Source organism: Albibacillus kandeliae (assembly GCF_003116585.1).
GTDB lineage: Bacteria > Pseudomonadota > Alphaproteobacteria > Rhodobacterales > Rhodobacteraceae > Albibacillus > Albibacillus kandeliae.
Window position 1 is genome coordinate 829,378 of sequence record NZ_QEHM01000001.1, and the last position, 18,563, is coordinate 847,940.

The window sequence follows — 18,563 nt, forward strand, 5'->3', positions numbered from 1 at the left end:
CCATGCTGGCCCTGATTGCCGGGTCGGGCACCCTGCCGGCAGCCGTCGCGCAGCAGCAGGCCCAGCGGCCATTAGTCTGCGTGTTCGAAGGCTTTGACCCCGAGGGGCTGGAGGCGGATCTCGTTTTCCGGCTCGAAACCCTTGGCACCCTGCTGAACGACCTCAAGGCGCGCGGCGTGACCGAGGTCTGTTTCTGCGGCGCGATCCGCCGCCCTCCGGTCGACCCGTCGCGGATCGATGCGGCGACCCTGCCGCTCTTCGCCATCCTGCGGGAGGCGCTCGGAGCGGGCGATGACGGGGCCCTGCGCGCGGTCGCTGGCCTTTTCCACTCTGCCGGTTTCGCGGTCAAGGGCGCTGCCGAGCTGGCGCCGGGCCTGCTGCCCGTGGCCGGGGTTCCGACCTCTGGCCAGCCGACGGCTCAGGCCGAGGGTGATGCCGCCCGGGCCGAAACCATCGTGCGCACGCTTTCCGGGGCGGACGTGGGGCAGACCTGCGCCGTTCTGAAGGGGCAGGCGCTGGCGATCGAGGGGGTGTTCGGCACCGATTGGATGCTTGCGAGCCTTGCGGCGCGCCCCGATCAGGGCGGCGGCGTGATGTTCAAGGCGCCCAAGGTGGGGCAGGACCGTCGGGTGGACCTGCCGACCATTGGCCCCGATACCGTCGCCTCCTGTGTCGCCGCGCGGTTGGACGGGATCGTGATCGAGGCGGGTGGCGTCATGGTGCTGGACCGTGAGGCCGTGATTGCCGCTTGCGATGCGGCGGGCCTCTTCCTCTGGGTGCGGGAGCCGGCCTGATGCGGGTCTTCCTGATCGCCGGCGAACCCTCTGGCGACCGGCTGGGCGGCGCGCTCATGGAGGGCCTCAGGCAACTCGCGCCTGGGATCAGCTTTGAAGGCGTCGGCGGGCCGCTGATGCAGGCTCAGGGCATGACCAGCCTGTTCCCGATGGAGGAACTGAGCGTCATGGGGCTGGCCGAGGTACTGCCCAAGTACCGCCACCTGAAACGGCGCATCACCGAGACGGCACGCGCCGCGCTGGACAGCAAGCCGGACGTTCTGATCTCGATCGACAGCCCCGATTTCTGCCTGCGGGTCGCGCGGCTGGTCAAGGCCGAGAGCGCAATTCGCACGGTGCACTACGTGGCGCCGACGGTCTGGGCCTGGCGGCCGGGACGGGCCGCAAAGATGGCGCAAGTGATTGACCAGGTGCTGGCGCTGTTCCCCTTCGAGCCGCCCTACATGGAAGCCGCAGGGATGGAGTGCGACTTCGTGGGGCATCCGGTGGTGTCGGAACCCGTGGCGGATGCGACCGACGTGGCCGCATTCCGCGCCGAGGCGGGCCTGGGCGAGGCGCCCTACCTGCTGGTTTTGCCGGGGTCGCGGCGGGGCGAGGTGGGCAGGCTGGTCCAGCCCTTCGGTGACGCGCTGCGGCGGTTCATTCCCCAGCACCCGAACATGCGCGTCGTTGTTCCTGCTGCCGGGCACGTCGCCCCGATGGTGCGTGAGGCGGTGCAGGACTGGCCCGGGAACCCGGTCGTCCTCGACCCGAACGACACCACGCCCGACCTTGCCGTGCGGCGCAAGCGGGCGGCCTTTGCCGGTGCCGACCTTGCCCTCGCGGCCTCCGGCACGGTTTCCCTCGAGCTTGCGGCCGCGCGGACACCGATGGTGATCGCCTATACGTTCCACTGGCTGACATGGCAGATCATGCGGCGCATGGCGCTGATCGACACCGTGACGCTGGTCAACCTCGTGAGCGAGACCCGCGTCGTGCCCGAATGCCTGGGGCCCGACTGCCGGGGAGAACTGATCTCGGCCCGGCTGGGCGAGGTGCAGGCCGCGCCAGATGCGCAGGCCGAGGCAATGGCGCTGACGATGGAACGGCTGGGGCAGGGCGACGAGGCTCCAGGCTTGCGGGCGGCGCGTGCCGTTCTGGCGCGCCTGCCCAACTGACCGCTGGAGCGGGTTCGCTCAGTAGCCGCGCCAGATCCAGCCGCCGCCGAAGATGCGGCTGCCACCGGTTTCGTAGAACACGCAGGCCTGACCCGGCGACACACCTTCCTCGGCGTTCAGCAGTTCGACTTCGGCGGTGCCATCCGGGCGCGGGCGCAGGATCGCCTCGCGCGGCGGGCGGGTCGAGCGTACCTTGACCGAAACATGCCACTCCTCGCGCGAGGCGAGCGGTTCGTCACCCAGCCAGTTGATTTCGCGCACCGGGACGGTCCGCGTGGCCAGCATCTCTTTCGGGCCGACCACGACGCGGCAGTTGTCGACGTCGAGCTTGACCACGTAGAGCGGCTCGGTGAGACCGCCGATGCCAAGACCGCGGCGCTGGCCGATGGTGTAGTGGATCACGCCGTTATGGGTGCCGAGCACGCGCCCGTCGGCATGGACGATCTCGCCAGGCTCGCCCGCGCCGGGGCGGAGCTTTTCGATCACGCTGGCGTAGTCGCCGTTCGGCACGAAACAGATGTCCTGGCTGTCGGGCTTGTCGGCCACCGAAAGGCCATACTGCGCGGCCAGTTCACGGGTCGCCGCCTTGGACGGCAGGTGGCCGAGCGGGAAGCGCAGGAAATCGAGCTGTTCCGGGGTCGTCGAGAACAGGAAATAGGACTGATCGCGGTTGGCATCCTCGGCGCAATGCAATTCCGGCCCGTTGGGTCCGTCCTTTCTTTGGATGTAATGTCCGGTGGCCATGCAATCTGCTTCAAGATCTTTTGCAGTTTCAAGAAGATCCTTGAACTTCACACGTTCATTACACCGAATGCAGGGCACCGGGGTCGCGCCAGCGAGATAGCTGTCGGCGAATTCGTCGATGACCGCGTCCTTAAAGATATTTTCATAGTCCAGGACATAATGGGGGAAGCCCCGCTCCTCGGCCACGCGGCGGGCATCGTGAATGTCGATCCCGGCGCAGCAGGCGCCCTTCTTGGCCAGCGCCGCGCCGTGATCGTAAAGCTGCAGCGTCACGCCCACGACGTCATAGCCCTGGTCCGCCAGCAGGGCGGCCACCACGGAACTGTCGACGCCGCCGGACATGGCGACAACCACACGCGTTTCGGACGGCGGCTTGGCAAAGCCGAGTGAATTCAGCGGCACGGTCGTGTCCAGCGCCATTTCGGGACCTCGGGTCAAAGGGAAAGGGACGGGCAGAATATAGGAAAATACGAGACAGTCACAAGGGGCGGTTTCACCGCTCGTTAAGCCAGATACGCCAAGATCCCGGCCAATCTGCAAAGGGAAGGCCAATGTTCCTGAAAAAAGTCGATGGACCCCGCGCCGTGACGCTGCCCGATGGCACGGTCATGACCCGGGCCGACCTGCCGCCGGCCCAGACCCGGCGATGGGTGGCATCGCGCAAGGCGGCGGTGGTCCGGGGGGTGCTTTACGGTCTGATCAGCCAGTCTGACGCGCTCTCCCGCTACGCGCTCAGCGACGAGGAATTCCGCAGCTGGGTCGCCGCGGTGGCCGAGCACGGGGAGGGGGCGTTGAAGGCGACTGCGCTAAAGAAATATCGGCAGAATTAATTTCACAGACAGATTTCTATTTCGGGTAACCTGTGATTAACTATTTTTGGTCAAGTTTAATAAGTCACGGGAACTGGGGATTCTGGCGGAGAATTGATCATGCGTATCTTGCTTGTCGAAGACGATCCCACCACTTCGAAAAGTATCGAGTTGATGCTTACGCATGCCAACCTCAACGTGTACGCGACCGATCTCGGGGAAGAGGGAATAGATCTCGCCAAGCTCTACGACTACGATCTGATCCTGCTCGACCTCAATTTGCCGGACATGAACGGCCACGAGGTATTGCGGCAGCTGCGCCTTTCGCGGATCGAAACGCCGATCCTGATCCTCGCCGGCGCCGACGATACAGAGAACAAGATCAAGGGCTTCGGCTTCGGTGCCGACGATTACCTTACCAAACCCTTCCACCGCGAGGAACTGGTCGCGCGCATCCATGCGATTATCCGCCGGTCCAAGGGACATTCGCAGTCGGTCATTCATACAGGCAAGATCTCGGTCAATCTCGATGCCAAGACGGTGGAGGCCGTGGGCCAGCCCGTGCATCTGACCGGGAAGGAATACCAGATGCTGGAACTGCTCTCGCTGCGCAAGGGCACGACGCTGACCAAGGAAATGTTTCTGAATCATCTCTACGGCGGAATGGACGAGCCAGAGTTGAAGATCATCGATGTCTTCATCTGCAAGTTGAGAAAGAAGCTCAGCAAGGCCACCGAGGGTGACAACTACATCGAGACGGTCTGGGGCCGCGGATACGTGCTGCGCGATCCGCAGGGCGACCAGCACTTGCGCCCGCGCGTGGCGCTCGGGGCCTGAGACGCCCATCTGTCAGCCAGTGACAGGAACCTGCCCGAAGGGGGATCGGGTATCTGGACCTGCGCGCGCCCGCAGCCTATCACTTGTGCCGACCAGAAGACGGGGCGGACCAGGTGAGCACGGAACACGACGTTGAGGAACCCGGAGCAGGCGAAACCGCCGTCGATGCGCTGAGCGTTGAGCAGGCCCGGGCCGAACTGGAGCGCCTGGCCGAACTGCTGGGCGCGGCGAATCTGGCCTACCACACCGAGGACGCCCCCGAGCTGTCGGACGCCGAGTATGACCGGCTGAAGCGGCGCAATGCGGCGATCGAGGCCCGTTTCCCCGACCTCAAGCTTGACGAAAGTCCCTCGGACCAGGTTGGTGCGCGCCCGGCAGAGGGTTTTGCCAAGGTCACCCATGCCGTGCGGATGATGTCGCTCGGCAATGCCTTCGAAGACGAAGACATCGCCGGCTTCGACACCGGCATCCGCAAGTACCTGGGCCTCTCGGCGGATGCGCCGCTGGCCTTCACCTCGGAACCCAAGATCGACGGCCTGTCGCTGTCACTGCGCTACGAGGGCGGCAAGCTGGTGCAGGCGGCCACGCGCGGCGACGGTTCCGTTGGCGAGAACGTGACCGCGAACGCACGCACCATCTCCGATATCCCCGCCGAGCTGCAGGGCGCCCCCGAGATCCTCGAAGTGCGCGGCGAGGTCTACATGTCTCACGCCGACTTCGCCGCTCTGAACGCGCGGCAGGAGGCGGCTGGCGACAAGACCTTTGCCAACCCGCGCAACGCGGCAGCCGGATCGCTGCGGCAGCTCGATTCCGAAATCACCCGCGCGCGGCCGTTGCGGTTCTTTGCCTACGCCTGGGGCGAAGTATCTGAGCAGCTGGCCGAGACGCAGATGGGGGCCATCGTGCGGCTGCACGAACTCGGGTTCGAGACCAACCCGCTGACCGAGCGCTGTTCCAGACCGGCCGAGATGCTGGCGCATTACCGTGCCATCGAGGCGCAGCGCGCGACGCTCGGCTACGACATCGACGGCGTGGTCTACAAGGTCGATGACCTTGCCCTGCAGGGCCGCCTCGGCTTTCGCTCGACGACACCCCGCTGGGCCATTGCGCACAAGTTCCCGGCCGAGCTCGCCTGGACCCGGCTTGAGGCCATCGACATCCAGGTGGGGCGGACCGGGGCGCTGTCTCCGGTGGCGCGGCTGACCCCGGTCACGGTGGGCGGGGTCGTCGTCTCGAACGCGACGCTGCACAACGAGGACTATATCGCCGGGCGCGATGCCAAGGGCGGCGAGATCCGGGGCGGCAAGGATATCCGCATCGGTGACTGGGTGCAGGTCTATCGCGCCGGGGACGTGATCCCCAAGGTTGCCGACGTGGACCTTTCGAAGCGTCCGGAGGACAGCGCGCCCTACGAATTTCCCCATCTCTGCCCGGAATGCGGGTCCGAGGCGATCAGAGAGGAAGGCGACGCGGTACGGCGCTGTTCCGGCGGCCTGATCTGCCCGGCGCAGGCGGTCGAGAAGCTCAAGCACTTCGTATCGCGCGCCGCCTTCGACATCGAAGGGCTGGGCGCCAAGCAGGTCGAACAATTTTACGCGGATGGTTGGATCAGGGAGCCGGCGGAGATCTTCACCCTGCAGGAGCGCTATGGCTCTGGCGTGCAGCAGTTGAAGAACCGGGAGGGCTGGGGCGACAAGTCGGCCAGCAACCTCTTTGCCGCCATTGACGAGCAGCGCAGCATCGCCATGGCGCGCTTTCTTTTCGCGCTTGGCATTCGCCACGTGGGCGAAGTCGCGGCCCGCGACCTTGCCCTGCACTACGGCAGCTGGGAGGCGCTGACCGCTGCGCTCGACACGGCGCGCCCGGCAGCGCTGGCCCACCGGGCCGCCGACGAGGCGGAGGAAGGCGAACGGTTGGCGGCCGAGGCGGAAGGGCGTCGTGCCCGTATCTCCGAGACACGCGCGGCGGCGCAGGCTGCGCACGCGGTGCCCGACGAGGCCGCGAGTGCCTGGGCCGACCTGATCGGTGCCGACGGGATCGGTCCGATCCTGGCCCTCTCGATCTCGGATGCGCTCGCCAACGATCACGAGCGCGCGGCCATCGAGCGGCTGGTGGCCCATCTGACCATCATCCCGCCGGATGCGCCCGCCGCCGACAGCCCTGTTGCGGGCAAGACCGTGGTCTTTACCGGCAGCCTCGAGAAGATGACGCGGGCCGAGGCCAAGGCGCGGGCCGAGGCTCTTGGCGCGAAGGTCGCTGGCTCGGTCTCGGCCAAGACGGACCTGCTGGTTGCGGGGCCCGGCGCGGGCTCCAAGGCCAAGAAGGCCGCCGAGCTCGGGATCGAGACCATTGACGAAGACGGCTGGCTGGCCCTGATCGGCGACGCATGACCGGGCGACCCGAGCAGCTCTTTCCGCTTTTCGCCGGGTTGGAGACGCTGGAAGGGGTCGGGCCCAAGACGGCGCAGCTGATGGGCCAGCTTGCCATCGAGGCGCCGCGCGACCTCCTGTTCTCGCTGCCCTACGCGGTGGTCGACCGGCGGCGGCGCAGCACCATCAAGGGAGCGCAGCCGCCGCTGACCCTGACCGTGGAAGTGACCATTGGGGCGCATCGCCCGCCGCGCAACAAGGGCGGTGCCTATCGCATTCACGTCGAGGATGAGCAGGCCGACTTCCAGCTGGTCTTCTTCCATGCCCGGGGTGACTACCTGAAACGGCTGGCGCCCACCGGCAGCCGGCGGCTGGTTTCCGGCAAGCTCGAGATCTTTGACGGGCTGGCGCAGATGGTCCACCCGGATCACGTCGTGCCGCTGGAAGAAGCGGCGGATATCCCCGAGTTCGAACCGGTCTACCGCCTGACTCAGGGCGTGACGCAGAAGACCATGTACAAGGCGGTGCGGGCGACGCTGATGCGGGTGCCGGAACTGGCCGAATGGATCGACCCGGCGCAGAAGGCCGCGTCGAAATGGCCCGACTGGGCCGAAGCGATGGCGCGGGCCCATGCGCCGGAGGCGCTGGACGATCTTTCGTCCAGCGCCCCGGCGCGCGAGCGGCTGGCCTATGACGAACTGATGGCGCACCAGTTGACTCTGGCCCTTGCCCGGCGGCGGGAACGGCGCGCGCGGGGTATCGTCAGCCGGGCAACCGGTCGCCTTCAGGCGCGTGTTCTGGCGGGTTTGCCCTACAAGCCCACCAACGCGCAGGCCCGTGCGATCGAGGAGATCGCAGCCGATATGGCGAGCGAAACGCGGATGAACCGCCTGTTGCAGGGCGACGTGGGCGCGGGCAAGACGCTGGTCGCCTTCCTCGCGCTGCTGGTCGCGGTGGAGGCCGGCGGGCAGGGTGTGATGATGGCGCCGACCGAGATCCTCGCGCGCCAGCACCTCGAGGGGCTGCGGCCCATGGCCGAGGAAGCGGGGGTTGTGCTGGAGATCCTCACCGGGCGCGACAAGGGCGCGGAGCGGCGGGCCAAGCTGGCGGCGCTGGCCGAGGGCAAGATCCAGATCCTCGTCGGCACCCACGCGGTGTTCCAGCAGGATGTGGCCTTTCGCGACCTGCGCCTTGCCATCGTGGACGAACAGCACCGTTTTGGCGTGCGACAGCGGATGGAACTGGGGGCCAAGGGGCAGGGCGCGGACGTGTTGGTGATGACCGCAACGCCAATCCCGCGCAGCCTTGCCCTTGCACAATACGGCGACATGGACGTTTCGGTGCTGGACGAGAAGCCGCCGGGGCGCAAGCCGGTCAAGACAGCGGTGGTGAGCACCGAGCGCATGGACGAGGTCGTGGGCCACCTGCGTCGGGCCATCGACGAGGGGCGGCAGTGCTACTGGGTCTGCCCGCTGGTCGAGGAGTCCGAGGTGATGGACCTGACCGCCGCCGAGGAACGGTTCAAGCGCCTGCGCGCGGTTCTGGGCGAGGGAGTGGTCGGGCTGGTGCATGGCCAGATGCCCCCAGCCGAGAAGGATGCCGCGATGGCGGCCTTCCAGTCCGGGCAGACCAAGGTTCTGGTGGCCACCACGGTGATCGAGGTGGGGGTGAACGTGCCCAATGCATCGATCATGGTGATCGAACGGGCCGAGATCTTTGGCCTCGCCCAGTTGCACCAGCTGCGCGGGCGGGTGGGACGCGGCAGCGCCGAGTCGACCTGCCTGCTGATGTACCAATCGCCGTTGTCCGAGGGGGGGCGCCGCAGGCTCGATGTTCTGCGGCAGACCGAGGATGGCTTTGTCATCGCCGAGACGGACCTGCAGATGCGCGGCGCCGGGGACATGATCGGCACGGCGCAATCTGGTCTGCCGCGATTCCGGATCGCGGACCTGGAACGGCAAGCAGGGCTTATGGCGGTGGCGCAGAGCGATGCGCGGACGCTGCTGGAGACCGATCCCGAACTGGATGGAGAACGCGGCCGCGCGGCGCGTGTTCTGCTGTGGCTCATGCGGCAGGATGAGGCGATCCGTTTGATTTCAGTGGGTTAGCTTTTTCTCGGCTGGTTTGTTCTCCTAAGTTCACAAATGTTCTCAAAAAGTTCTTTACAGCTGGGTTAAAAGATGAGAACAAAGGGGCAACAAGAACGCCAACACGGAGAGCCCGCCATGATGACCGACCTCAAGTTCGCCCTGCTGCGCAGCCGCCGCACGCTGGTTCAGGATACGCTCGGTGCGACAGCGCTGATCGTCATGCTGATGGTTGCCCTGCATCTTCCGGGCCTCCTCTGACGTTCTTTGCCCGGTGCGTCCGCACCGCTCCGGGAGCCCGAGTTTCCGTTACCAGTTCTGCCTCGTTTTCTGCCTGCGATCTCATGAGGCCCGCGCCAGTTGCATCTTTGACCTCTGATGCCATCGGGCCTGCCTGTCCCCTGTCGGCCAAGGCGCGCGCCTGTCCCACATGAGAAACGCTATACCTGCCGCCGCCATCCGCCCGGGATGTGCGGCGGTTTTTTCTTTGCGGGTAGGGGGATTGTAGCCGCAGCCGATCAGGTTGAAGAGCTCACACGACGTGCGAAGATCTCAGGCGCAGTTGGCCTGCTCGGCCTTTTCCATCGCTTCGGCCGTCGCCTCGAGCGCCAGCATGATGGAAGCGTGGCGGTTCTTGTAGTCCCGCGCGGGGAGCAGCACTTCCAGCCCGTCAAAGGGAGCGTCCGGCACAGGCCCGCCTTCTTTCAGCATGGCTTTCAGCTGGTCCCGCGCTGTCTCGATCTGGCTGCGGGAGGCACCGATGGCGACACCGCCCAGAACAGAGGCGGAGGCCTGACCGAGAGCACAGGCCTTCACCTCCTGGCCAAAGTCCGTGATCCGGCCATCGGTAACCTTGATGTCCACCGTAACGGTCGAGCCGCAGAGCGGAGAGCGTTTCTTGACGCTTGCATCGGGATCGGCCAGCCGTTCGCCGTGCGGGATATCCGCGGCGAGAGCGAGGATGCGGGTCGAGTAGAGCTTGATCAGGTCGCTGTCGCCGGACATGGGACTCTTTCTGGCGTGGTCGTGCTAGGCTTTTGACCGGGCCGGGCTTTCCCTCGGCGCGGGTTCACCATACATAGTCGCGCCACATGCCATTGCAAAGGGTTTTGCCTGATGTCCTTCGATCCCGCCACGCTGAGCTACAACGAAGCCGGGCTGATCCCCGCCATCGCACAGGATGCGGACTCCGGTGAGGTGCTGATGATGGCCTGGATGAACGCTGAATCCGTCGCGCGCACGCTGAAGACGGGGCGCGTGACCTACTGGTCCCGGTCGCGCCAGAGCTTCTGGGTCAAGGGCGAAAGCTCGGGTCACCTGCAGGAATTGGTCGAGCTGCGCGTTGACTGCGACCGCGACTGTCTGCTGGTTCTGGTCAACCAGACCGGACCGGCCTGCCACACCAATCGGCGCAGTTGTTTCTACACTGCCGTGCGAGCGGGAGAAGAGGTCGAGATCATGCCGCCGATGACGGATGAATAAGATCGGCTAAAGCCCTGTCATATCTCTGATTTGTTGCGGTGATAGCCCGTCCTCGCGGTACTTGGCGATGGCGCGGGCGTCGTCACGTTTGGCCAGCCGTTTGCCTGCGTCGTCGCGGATCAGGCGGTGATGGTGATAGCGCGGAACCGGCACATCCAGCAGGTGCTGGAGCAGGACATGGATCTGGGTCGCTTCGAACAGGTCGCGGCCGCGCACCACGTGGGTAATGCCCTGCGCCGCGTCGTCGACCACCACAGAGAGGTGATAAGACGTGCCCATGCCCTTGCGCGCCAGGACAACGTCGCCGACGTCGCGCTGCATCTGGTCTGCGCTCAGGTCGATCCGACCGGTTTCGCCTGCGGGTCCTGCGCCATCCTCGTAGAATGATAGTTGGTCGGTGCCGAGTGCCTGCCAAGCGCGGTGCATGTCGAGGCGCAGGGTGTCGGCGACGGGCCGGGTGTGGTCGGCGGGCGCATAGCCTTCTTCGTCGCGCCTGAGACGGCAGGTGCCGGGATAGACCAGCCCGTCGGGGCCGAACATGGGCGCTCCCTCCTGCGGGGCCGACATGGCCTCCTGTATGTCGCGGCGCGAGCAGGTGCAGGGGTAGAGCAGCCCACGCGCCCAGAGTCGGTCGAGGGTGGCGCCATAGGCCGCCATCCGGTCGGATTGCCGCATGACGGGGGTGGGCCAGTCGAGCCCGAGCCAATGCAGATCGTCATAGATCTGCGCCTCCCACTGCGGGCGCGCCCGGGTCTGGTCGATATCCTCGATGCGGAGCAGAAACGTTCCGCCATGCCGTTGGGCGAGATCATGCGCGAGCATGGCCGAATAGGCGTGGCCAAGGTGCAGTGGGCCGGTCGGAGATGGGGCGAAGCGGGTGGTGAAAGTCACGATTTCTCAATGACGTAGACGTTGGCTTTCAACCCGATCCGTGGGATGTGTGGCCCGTATTCCTTGAACAGCAGGCGCGCGCGTCCTGATCCGATCCAGCTGTCGAGCGCGCCTTCGTATTCCGGCAGGTCCAGCGCATGATCGTTCAGCGAGAGCACAAAGAGTCCGCCAGCCGCCAGACCTTCCATGATGGGATCGATCACAGTGACCGGCGCAGCGCCGACACCGATGACGCCAGCGGCGACCGTGGCCGCATAGTCGCCGGGGGCATGACCCAGGGGCGCTCCGCCGTCGATCTGCCGGAGGTCGCGATAGACCTGCTTGGCGCGCGCTTGTGCCAGCATTTCTGCCGAGAGGTCGATGCCGTCGATGGTTTCGAAACCGGTGGCCGCCAATGCCTGCCCGGAAAGCCCGGTGCCGCAGCCGAAATCAAGCACTGGCAAGGACTTGTCACCAAGATGGGTCGCGACAGCCTCGGCGCAGCGCCGGGGCGTCGCATAGGCGTTGTCGGTCAACTCGGCGTCGTAGCTCTGGGCCCAGTCGTCATAAAGGCTCCGGACACCGGCGGCGTCCGAAGCGCTGTAAGCCTTGTCGAGGAATCCCTTGCTCATGCCGTGAGGCTAGCGGGTGGACTCAGGCCGCGTCCAGCACGGATTGGTCCAGCCACGCCTTCCAGTCTTCCTTGGCGCGGTCGGTGTAGGCCTTGTAGCGGTCCTTGCGCCCGCGCCGACCGCCTCTGAGCCCGTCGACCGGGGGGAAGAGACCGAAGTTCACGTTCATCGGCTGGAAGGTCTTGGCATCCGCGCCGCCGGTGATGTGGGTCACCAGCGCGCCCATCGCCGTGGTGGGCGGCGGGCTCACCACTTCGCGCCCGAGGATTCCGGCGGCAGCCATCCGGCCCGCCAGCAGACCCATCGCGGCGCTTTCAACATAGCCTTCGACGCCGGTGATCTGCCCGGCGAAGCGGATGTTCGGCCGTGATTTCAGGCGCATCTGGCCGTCCAGCAGGGTCGGTGAGTTGATGAAGGTGTTGCGATGGATCCCGCCGAGACGCGCAAAGCTTGCGTTCTCCAGTCCGGGAATCATTTTGAAAACATCGGTTTGGGCGCCGTACTTCATCTTCGTCTGGAAACCGACGATGTTGTAGAGCGTGCCCAGCGCATTGTCGCGCCGAAGCTGGACCACGGCATGCGCCTTGATATCGGGCTGGTGCGTGTTGGTCAGTCCGACGGGTTTCATCGGGCCGTGGCGCAGGGTTTCACGACCGCGTTCCGCCATCACCTCGATGGGCAGGCAGCCGTCGAAATAGCCAGCGGTTTCGCCCTCGTGGAACTCGGTCTTGTCCGCCGCCAGCAGCGCGTCGATGAAGGCCTCGTACTGGACCTTGTCCATCGGGCAGTTCAGGTAGGCGGTGCGCTCTTCCTCGGTCTCGCCCTTGTCATAGCGCGACTGCATCCACGCCTTCGACATGTCGATGCTGTCGAAGTACACGATCGGCGCGATGGCGTCGAAGAAGGCCAGCGCCTCGGCGCCGGTTTCGGCCTGGATGGCCTGACCCAGCGCGGTCGACGTCAGAGGGCCGGTGGCGATTATCCACTGGCCGCTGTCGGGCAGGCTGGTGATCTCCTGTTCGGAGACCGTGATCAGCGGGTGCGACCGCAGGATCTGTGTTACCGTCTCCGAGAAGGGATCACGGTCTACCGCGAGAGCTCCGCCGGCGGGCAGGCGGTGCTGGTCCGCGGCGCGCATGATCAGCCCCTCGGCCTGCCGCATCTCCCAGTGCAGCAGCCCGACGGCGTTCTGTTCGCTGTCGTCCGAGCGGAAAGAGTTCGAGCAGACCATCTCGGCCAGGTTGCCGGTCCGGTGCGCGAAGGTTTCGACCTTGGGCCGCATCTCGTGGATGACCACGGGCACGCCCATGCTGGCCGCCTGCCAGGCGGCTTCGGAACCGGCCATGCCGCCGCCGACGATATGAAGGGTGTCTGTCATGGGCTGCCATTTAGGCCAGCAGGCCGCTCTGGGCAATGGCCTGCGTGGGCAGTTGCGTATTGTGATGATGAGGGGAAAGCTTGGGGTCGCCGCGCCGGGTTAGTCGCACCGGAGAGAGACCGGTGTGGAGGGACCCTCCGCGCGCAGCGACCCAAACGTGTATTGGGCCAAAGCCTTTAACTCGTTTGCCACAGAGTTGCCAGAATTGAAAGTTGCGATCAGGAAACAATCGGAGCGCGAATTGGAAACTATTGATCCCAATCCGGAGACCGTTTCTCGATAAAGGCCGAAATGCCCTCGATCGTGTCACGATAAAGCATGTTTTCGACCATCACCGCGCCTGTGTAGTCATAGGCCTGGTCCAGCGGCATCTGAATTTGGTCATAAAAGGCACGTTTCCCGATCTGCACCGCGGCGCCCAGTTTCTCGGCGACCGCGAGGGCGAGAGTTCGTGCTTCTCTGGCCAGTTGATCGGGTGCGACGACGCGGTTGACGAGGCCAAGCGATTCCGCCTCGGCAGCCGGGATGAAGCGCCCGGTCGTCAGCATCTCGAAGGCCTTCTTGCGGGGGATGTTGCGCGACAGCGCCACCATCGGGGTGGAGCAGAACAACCCGATGTTCACCCCGTTCACGCCGAACCGTGTTTCGGTGTCCGCTACCGCCATGTCGCAGGAGGCCACGAGCTGGCAACCCGCGGCGGTGGCAATGCCATGCACCTGCGCGATCACCGGCTGCGGCAGGGTGGAAATGGTCTGCATCATGGTCGCGCAGCGGGTGAACAGATCGGCGAAGTAGGCCTTGCCGCCATCCTCCGCCTGGCGCCCTTGCGTCATCTGCTTGAGGTCGTGCCCGGCGCAGAAGGCCTTGCCCGCACCCGAGAGGATGATCGCACGAATGCTGCGGTCGTCCCTGAGGGTGTCGAACTGCGCCTGCAGCGCGGCCAGCATCTCGTCCGAGAGGGCGTTCAGCCGCTCCGGTGCGTTCATGGTCAGGTGCGCCACCGCGTCGCTGTCGTGACGTTCCAGAATTGCCATCTTGCCCTCCCGCCTGCAGTCGGGCCAACTCTAGGCCGATTGGAAGGGGAGGAAAAGCATGGGGTTGAAGCTCGACGCCGGGGAAGTCATGGCGTTCCTGGACGAGGTATTTCCGCAGGTCCGCGACGATTTCGTCATCGACCGTCTGGATCCGATGGAGATCACGATGCGGCTCAAAGTGGCCGACAGGCACCTGCGTCCGGGCGGCACGGTATCGGGCCCGTCGATGTTCGCTCTGGCCGACGTCTCGGTCTATGCCATGGTTCTGGGCATGATCGGTCGGCAGGCGCTGACGGTGACCACCAACTGCTCGATCGACTTCATGCGCAAACCCGCCGCCGGGACGGACCTCGTTGCCGAGGGAAAGCTGCTGAAACTCGGGCGTCTGCTGGCCGTGGGCGACATTCACCTGCGCTCGGCCGGAGAGGAGGCACTGGTGGCCCGCGCCACACTGACCTACGCGATTCCACCCGGATAGGGGCTGCGCTCAGGCGGCGCATAGGTTCGGTGTCGGAAGGGAGAGACGGCTGGAGCGGGTAACGGGAATCGAACCCGTAACTGAAGCTTGGGAAGCTTTCGTGATACCTTTTCACCATACCCGCGCCGTGCTGCGTCAGGTAGCCGTTCACCCGTCTGGCGTCAAGTAGCCAGAGAGCGGTCTCATGTTCATATCGTCGAGGGCGGGCACGTTGACGGGACGATAGAACCGCCAGCGCCGCATCCTGTCGTAAACGCTGGCGTCGATGACGTGGTCGCCGGGGATCAGGCGCGGCTCGCCCCAGGGGATGTACCAGCCGCAGCCGCCGCGCTGGGGCCACTCCCGGCGCTTGGTGGTCTTGGGCAGGATCTCGAGCGGCCACCAGCCCGGCGCCATCGAGGGATGCATCGGTGCCAGCGTGTCGGGCTGGGCAAAGGGGTCGCCCGCGGGCGTCCTGCGCTCCCGGTTGCGCCCTTCGAGAAATTCGCGCCGATAGCGTTGTTTCAGGACCAACCCGGGAGCGCTGGCGCGCCTGTCCTCCGCGTCTGCCTCGGCCTCGAATTCGGCAAGCCGGTCGAGCATCCAGAGCAGGGTGATCTTACCAAGACCGCTGTAGTACTCGCGCGGGGTGCCGCCCACGTCGGAGTGATAGCCGGGGAACCAGCGCTGCTCGACATACTGCCGCCGCTCGCGCGCCGGGGTCTTGAACCGGTTGCCGTGATACTCGGAGGGGACCCAGGGCAGCGCGCGGAACATCGAGCGGCGCTCGTCCACCGCCTGGGCGTGCAGCACGATGCGGACAGAACGGTTGCGCATCACGTTGGCATGGGTGCCGAGCTCCATCGGGCTGCGCCACTTCCAGAACGTCCTGAGCGGGCGCGAGAAACGGGCCATCGAGGCAACCGTGTCGAACAGCCCCAGCGCCCGGATCGGCACGTCGGGATCGGGGCTCAGGACCTCGTCGAACTGCCGGAGTTTCTTGAAGATCACCGAATCCGGCTGCTTCCGGTCGAGGTCGGTCACCAGCCGGTAGGCGCGGAAAGCGCCGGGAATCAGGTGCAGCTTGTCCGGGGTGACCACGCCGAAGTTGTGCAGGAACCCGGCAAGGATGCGGGCGGCATAGGCGCCGCGCGAGAAGCCGAAGATGTAGATGCGGTCACCCTCGTCCGATGCGCTGCCCCCCTCCGGCGGCGGGGCGATCCCCAGCGCATCGGCGGCGGCGCGGATCCCGGCCTCCCGGCGGCGGCGCAGGGCCGCCTTGGTGCCGGGCCCCTGGTAGGTGCTGCAGAGAAAGCGGTAGGCGTCGAGGACGTCGTCTTCCAGCCCCATGCCGAACGCCAGCCCGAGCAGCGACTTGGTATTGTTCAGCAGGGCCGAGCCGAACAGGCGCGGCCCGTCGAGCGTGCCGACCCCGGGCACGTAGTGGACGATCTGCTCGTCGGTCTGGGCCAGCCCCTTGTAGAGCTTGAGGATGTTGCTCTCGTTGTCGCCGACCTCGTTGCCGGTGCCGTCAAAACAGATGATGATCTTTCGTGCGCTCATGGCCTCGCGGTTCCCGGCTGTCCCCCGGGGCCATGATGTCGCCTCGCGACGCGCGCTCCTAGTCCGGAATTCCGGACCGGAGCGCCGCGTGGATCAGCCCCGCCGCCCGCGGCGCCTGCGGCCTCCGTCGCCGCTATCACCCTGGTTGAAGGTCGCATCCGGCAGATCGACGATGCTGCGCAGGATCGGGAAGGGCTCGACCGAGTTCGGGATGTTCGAGGCGTTGACGAAATGCTCCTGGAACCGTGGCTCGATCGCGGTCTCGACCTTGTGGATCGCGCGCACCGTCTCCTCGATCAGGCTGCGTGCCTCGGTGTTCAGCAGGGCGATGCGCGCGCCGGTCCCGGCGGCGTTCCCCGCCGAGGTGACCTTGTCGAGCGGCGCGTCGGGGATCATCCCCAGCACCATCGCATGCTTGGGGCTGATATGGGCGCCAAAGGCCCCGGCCAGCACGATGCGGTCCACGTGGTCCACGCCGAACTTGTCCATCAGCAGGCGCGCACCGGAGTAGAGCGCGGCCTTGGCCATCTGGATCTCGCGGATGTCACGGTTGGTGACGGTGATCCGCGGCCCGCCCTCGGCGGTGCCGTCCCAGACCAGGTAGGAATAGGTGCGCCCCTCGAGGATGCAGCGCTCGGTCCCGGTCTGCTCGGGCGAGCCGATCAGGCCCGGCGCGTCAACGATGCCGGCCATGCGCATCTCGGCCACCATCTCGATGATACCGGACCCGCAGATGCCGGTGATCCCGCTCGGTCCGACCTGTTCGAGGAAACCGGCCTCGTCCGACCAGAGGTCGCAGCCGATCACGCGGAACCGCGGTTCCTTGGTGACAGGATCGATCTCGACCCGCTCGATGGCGCCCGGCGCGGCCCGCTGTCCCGAGGAGATCTGCGCCCCCTCGAAAGCCGGGCCGGTGGGCGAGGAACAGGCCAGCACCTTCTCCTTGTTGCCCAGCAGGATCTCGGCATTGGTGCCCACGTCGACGACGAGCATCAGGTCCTCTGACTTGTCTGGCGCCTCCGACAGGGCCACGGCGGCGGCGTCGGCCCCCACGTGGCCCGCGATGCAGGGCAGCAGGTAGATGCGCGCCGAGGCGTGCAGGTCCAGCCCCATCTCGCGCGCAGTCAGGTTCAGCGCGTCCGAGGTGGCCAGTGCAAACGGCGCCTGGCCCAGTTCGAAGGGGTCGATGCCAAGGAACAGGTGGTGCATCACCGGGTTGCAGACAAAGACCGCATCCATGATGTCGGCAGTGGCGATCTTGGCCTCCTCGGCGATCTGGGCGAAGAGCGTGTTCATCCCGTCGCGCACCGCGGCCGTCATCTCGGTCGCGCCGCCGGGGTTCATCATCGAGTAGCTGACCCGGCTCATCAGGTCCTCGCCAAAGCGGATCTGCGGGTTCATGATCCCCGAGGAGGCCACGACCTCGCCGGAGTGCAGGTCGCAGAGATGGGCCGCGATGGTGGTCGATCCGAGATCGACGGCCAGCCCGTAGACCGGCGCCTCGCGAAAGCCGGGCCAGACCTCGAGGATGCGCGGTGCCAGGGCCGAGGTGCCAAGGTGCACGGCGCAGGTGACGCTCCAGCCGCCCTTGCGCAACACCGGCTGCAGCTTCTGCAGGATCGACAGGTCGATCTGAAGTCCCTTCAGGTCCCACTGCGCCTCCAGCGCCATGCGCAGGCGCTGCAGGTCGCCCGAGGGGTCGTGCATGTCTGGTTCCGCCACCTCGACGTAGAACAGCCGCACCGCCGGGTTCATGGTGATCTCGCGCGCCTCGGCGCGCTTTCTCACCACCTGCTTATGCACCTGGCTCTCGGGCGGCACGTCGATCACCACGTCGCCCTCGATCAGCGCCTGGCACCCCAGCCGGCGCCCGTCCTTTAGCCCGCGCTTGGACTTGTAGCGCTCCTCGACCGCGTTCCAGTCCGAAAGCGCATCCGCGCGCACCGTGACTCCGTGCTTCGGGAACTCGCCGTAGGAGGGGGTGATCTGGCAGCGCGAGCAGATGCCGCGCCCGCCGCAGACCGAATCCAAGTCTACCCCGAGTTGCCGTGCGGCGGTAAGCACCGGGGTTCCGGGGGCGAAACGCCCGCGCTTGCCGGAGGGGGTGAAGATGACGAGGGGGTCACTGCTCATGTCGCGATCTGCCTTTCTGACGCGTTCGGCGTCAGGATAGGCATTAGCGGGCGCGGCGATAGACGCCCAGCGGCAAATGCTGCGCTGCCCGCGTCATTCTGCGACCCCCACATGGCTTCTTTGGGTCGCAAGTATCCCGGGGGTGCGGGGGCTGGCCCCCGCTTCGGCGCCGTGCCAGTCCGCCCGGGCCATGACGAGGGCGCAACCCGGACCGTGC

Annotated in this window: 17 protein-coding genes and 1 tRNA gene; 9 read left to right on the plus strand and 9 right to left on the minus strand. The window is 66.2% G+C overall.

What is annotated here, in order from left to right:
- Positions 1-2: 2 nt before the first annotated feature.
- Together DDT93_RS03915 and lpxB are read left to right on the plus strand one after the other, a co-directional pair.
- Positions 3-794, plus strand: a complete 792-nt coding sequence (locus tag DDT93_RS03915; RefSeq protein ID WP_109464472.1) for an LpxI family protein — start codon at positions 3-5, stop codon at positions 792-794.
- Positions 794-1,951 carry a lipid-A-disaccharide synthase gene (gene lpxB / locus DDT93_RS03920; protein WP_109464473.1) on the plus strand — a complete coding sequence of 386 codons (1,158 nt, stop codon included), beginning with the start codon at positions 794-796 and terminating at the stop codon, positions 1,949-1,951. The genes DDT93_RS03915 and lpxB overlap by 1 nt, the downstream gene beginning before the upstream one ends.
- An 18-nt stretch (positions 1,952-1,969) precedes the next feature.
- Here the strand turns inward: lpxB and mnmA are convergent, their stop codons facing one another.
- Positions 1,970-3,115 (minus strand): tRNA 2-thiouridine(34) synthase MnmA, encoded by a 1,146-nt coding sequence (gene mnmA / locus DDT93_RS03925; protein ID WP_109464474.1) that lies wholly within the window; start codon positions 3,113-3,115, stop codon positions 1,970-1,972.
- Between the two features lie 131 nt (positions 3,116-3,246).
- Between mnmA and sciP the strand changes: the two genes are divergently transcribed.
- From sciP to DDT93_RS27040, 5 genes are all read left to right on the plus strand, one after another.
- Positions 3,247-3,525: a CtrA inhibitor SciP gene (sciP, locus tag DDT93_RS03930; protein ID WP_109464475.1), complete on the plus strand. Its 279-nt coding sequence runs from the start codon at positions 3,247-3,249 to the stop codon at positions 3,523-3,525.
- A 99-nt stretch (positions 3,526-3,624) separates the two neighbouring features.
- The gene (ctrA, locus tag DDT93_RS03935; protein WP_109464749.1) at positions 3,625-4,341 is read left to right on the plus strand and encodes a response regulator transcription factor CtrA; all 717 of its coding nucleotides are present in this window, start codon (positions 3,625-3,627) and stop codon (positions 4,339-4,341) included.
- A gap of 170 nt (positions 4,342-4,511) precedes the next feature.
- Entirely contained in the window at positions 4,512-6,731 is a 2,220-nt protein-coding gene (gene ligA / locus DDT93_RS03940; protein ID WP_109464750.1) for an NAD-dependent DNA ligase LigA, read from the plus strand.
- Positions 6,728-8,818 (plus strand): ATP-dependent DNA helicase RecG, encoded by a 2,091-nt coding sequence (recG, locus tag DDT93_RS03945; protein WP_109464476.1) that lies wholly within the window; start codon positions 6,728-6,730, stop codon positions 8,816-8,818. Before ligA ends, recG begins: the two co-directional genes overlap by 4 nt.
- Before the next feature lie 117 nt (positions 8,819-8,935).
- Entirely contained in the window at positions 8,936-9,058 is a 123-nt protein-coding gene (locus tag DDT93_RS27040; protein WP_269800940.1) for a hypothetical protein, read from the plus strand.
- A 291-nt stretch (positions 9,059-9,349) separates the two neighbouring features.
- Here the strand turns inward: DDT93_RS27040 and DDT93_RS03950 are convergent, their stop codons facing one another.
- Positions 9,350-9,802 carry an iron-sulfur cluster assembly scaffold protein gene (locus tag DDT93_RS03950; RefSeq protein WP_109464477.1) on the minus strand — a complete coding sequence of 151 codons (453 nt, stop codon included), beginning with the start codon at positions 9,800-9,802 and terminating at the stop codon, positions 9,350-9,352.
- 111 nt (positions 9,803-9,913) lie between these two features.
- On the opposite strand from DDT93_RS03950, the gene hisI reads away from it, so the two are divergent.
- Positions 9,914-10,279: a phosphoribosyl-AMP cyclohydrolase gene (gene hisI / locus DDT93_RS03955; RefSeq protein ID WP_109464478.1), complete on the plus strand. Its 366-nt coding sequence runs from the start codon at positions 9,914-9,916 to the stop codon at positions 10,277-10,279.
- Between the two features lie 6 nt (positions 10,280-10,285).
- Here the strand turns inward: hisI and gluQRS are convergent, their stop codons facing one another.
- From gluQRS to DDT93_RS03975, 4 genes are all read right to left on the minus strand, one after another.
- The gene (gluQRS, locus tag DDT93_RS03960) at positions 10,286-11,170 is read right to left on the minus strand and encodes a tRNA glutamyl-Q(34) synthetase GluQRS (RefSeq protein WP_109464479.1); all 885 of its coding nucleotides are present in this window, start codon (positions 11,168-11,170) and stop codon (positions 10,286-10,288) included.
- Positions 11,167-11,781 carry a class I SAM-dependent DNA methyltransferase gene (locus DDT93_RS03965; RefSeq protein WP_109464480.1) on the minus strand — a complete coding sequence of 205 codons (615 nt, stop codon included), beginning with the start codon at positions 11,779-11,781 and terminating at the stop codon, positions 11,167-11,169. The genes gluQRS and DDT93_RS03965 overlap by 4 nt, the downstream gene beginning before the upstream one ends.
- Positions 11,782-11,803: 22 nt before the next feature.
- Positions 11,804-13,159, minus strand: a complete 1,356-nt coding sequence (gene trmFO / locus DDT93_RS03970) for a methylenetetrahydrofolate--tRNA-(uracil(54)-C(5))-methyltransferase (FADH(2)-oxidizing) TrmFO (protein WP_109464481.1) — start codon at positions 13,157-13,159, stop codon at positions 11,804-11,806.
- A 248-nt stretch (positions 13,160-13,407) separates the two neighbouring features.
- Positions 13,408-14,193, minus strand: coding sequence for an enoyl-CoA hydratase (locus DDT93_RS03975; RefSeq protein ID WP_109464482.1), 786 nt, complete (start codon positions 14,191-14,193; stop codon positions 13,408-13,410).
- Positions 14,194-14,251: 58 nt separating this feature from the next.
- Here DDT93_RS03975 and DDT93_RS03980 point away from each other — a divergent pair, with 58 nt between their 5' ends.
- A complete protein-coding gene (locus tag DDT93_RS03980; protein ID WP_109464483.1) occupies positions 14,252-14,671 on the plus strand; it encodes a PaaI family thioesterase in 420 nt (139 codons plus the stop codon).
- Positions 14,672-14,721: 50 nt separating this feature from the next.
- On the opposite strand, the gene DDT93_RS03985 is transcribed toward DDT93_RS03980, so the two are convergent.
- The 3 genes from DDT93_RS03985 to DDT93_RS03995 all read right to left on the minus strand — a co-directional run bounded on the left by DDT93_RS03985 (position 14,722) and on the right by DDT93_RS03995 (position 18,346).
- A tRNA-Gly gene (locus tag DDT93_RS03985) sits at positions 14,722-14,795 on the minus strand.
- 23 nt (positions 14,796-14,818) lie between these two features.
- On the minus strand, positions 14,819-16,213 hold the full coding sequence (locus DDT93_RS03990; RefSeq protein ID WP_109464484.1) for a T6SS phospholipase effector Tle1-like catalytic domain-containing protein: 1,395 nt from the start codon (positions 16,211-16,213) through the stop codon (positions 14,819-14,821).
- Between the two features lie 93 nt (positions 16,214-16,306).
- Complete coding sequence (locus DDT93_RS03995; protein ID WP_109464485.1) at positions 16,307-18,346, minus strand: ASKHA domain-containing protein; 2,040 nt, start codon at positions 18,344-18,346, stop codon at positions 16,307-16,309.
- Positions 18,347-18,563 lie beyond the last annotated feature (217 nt).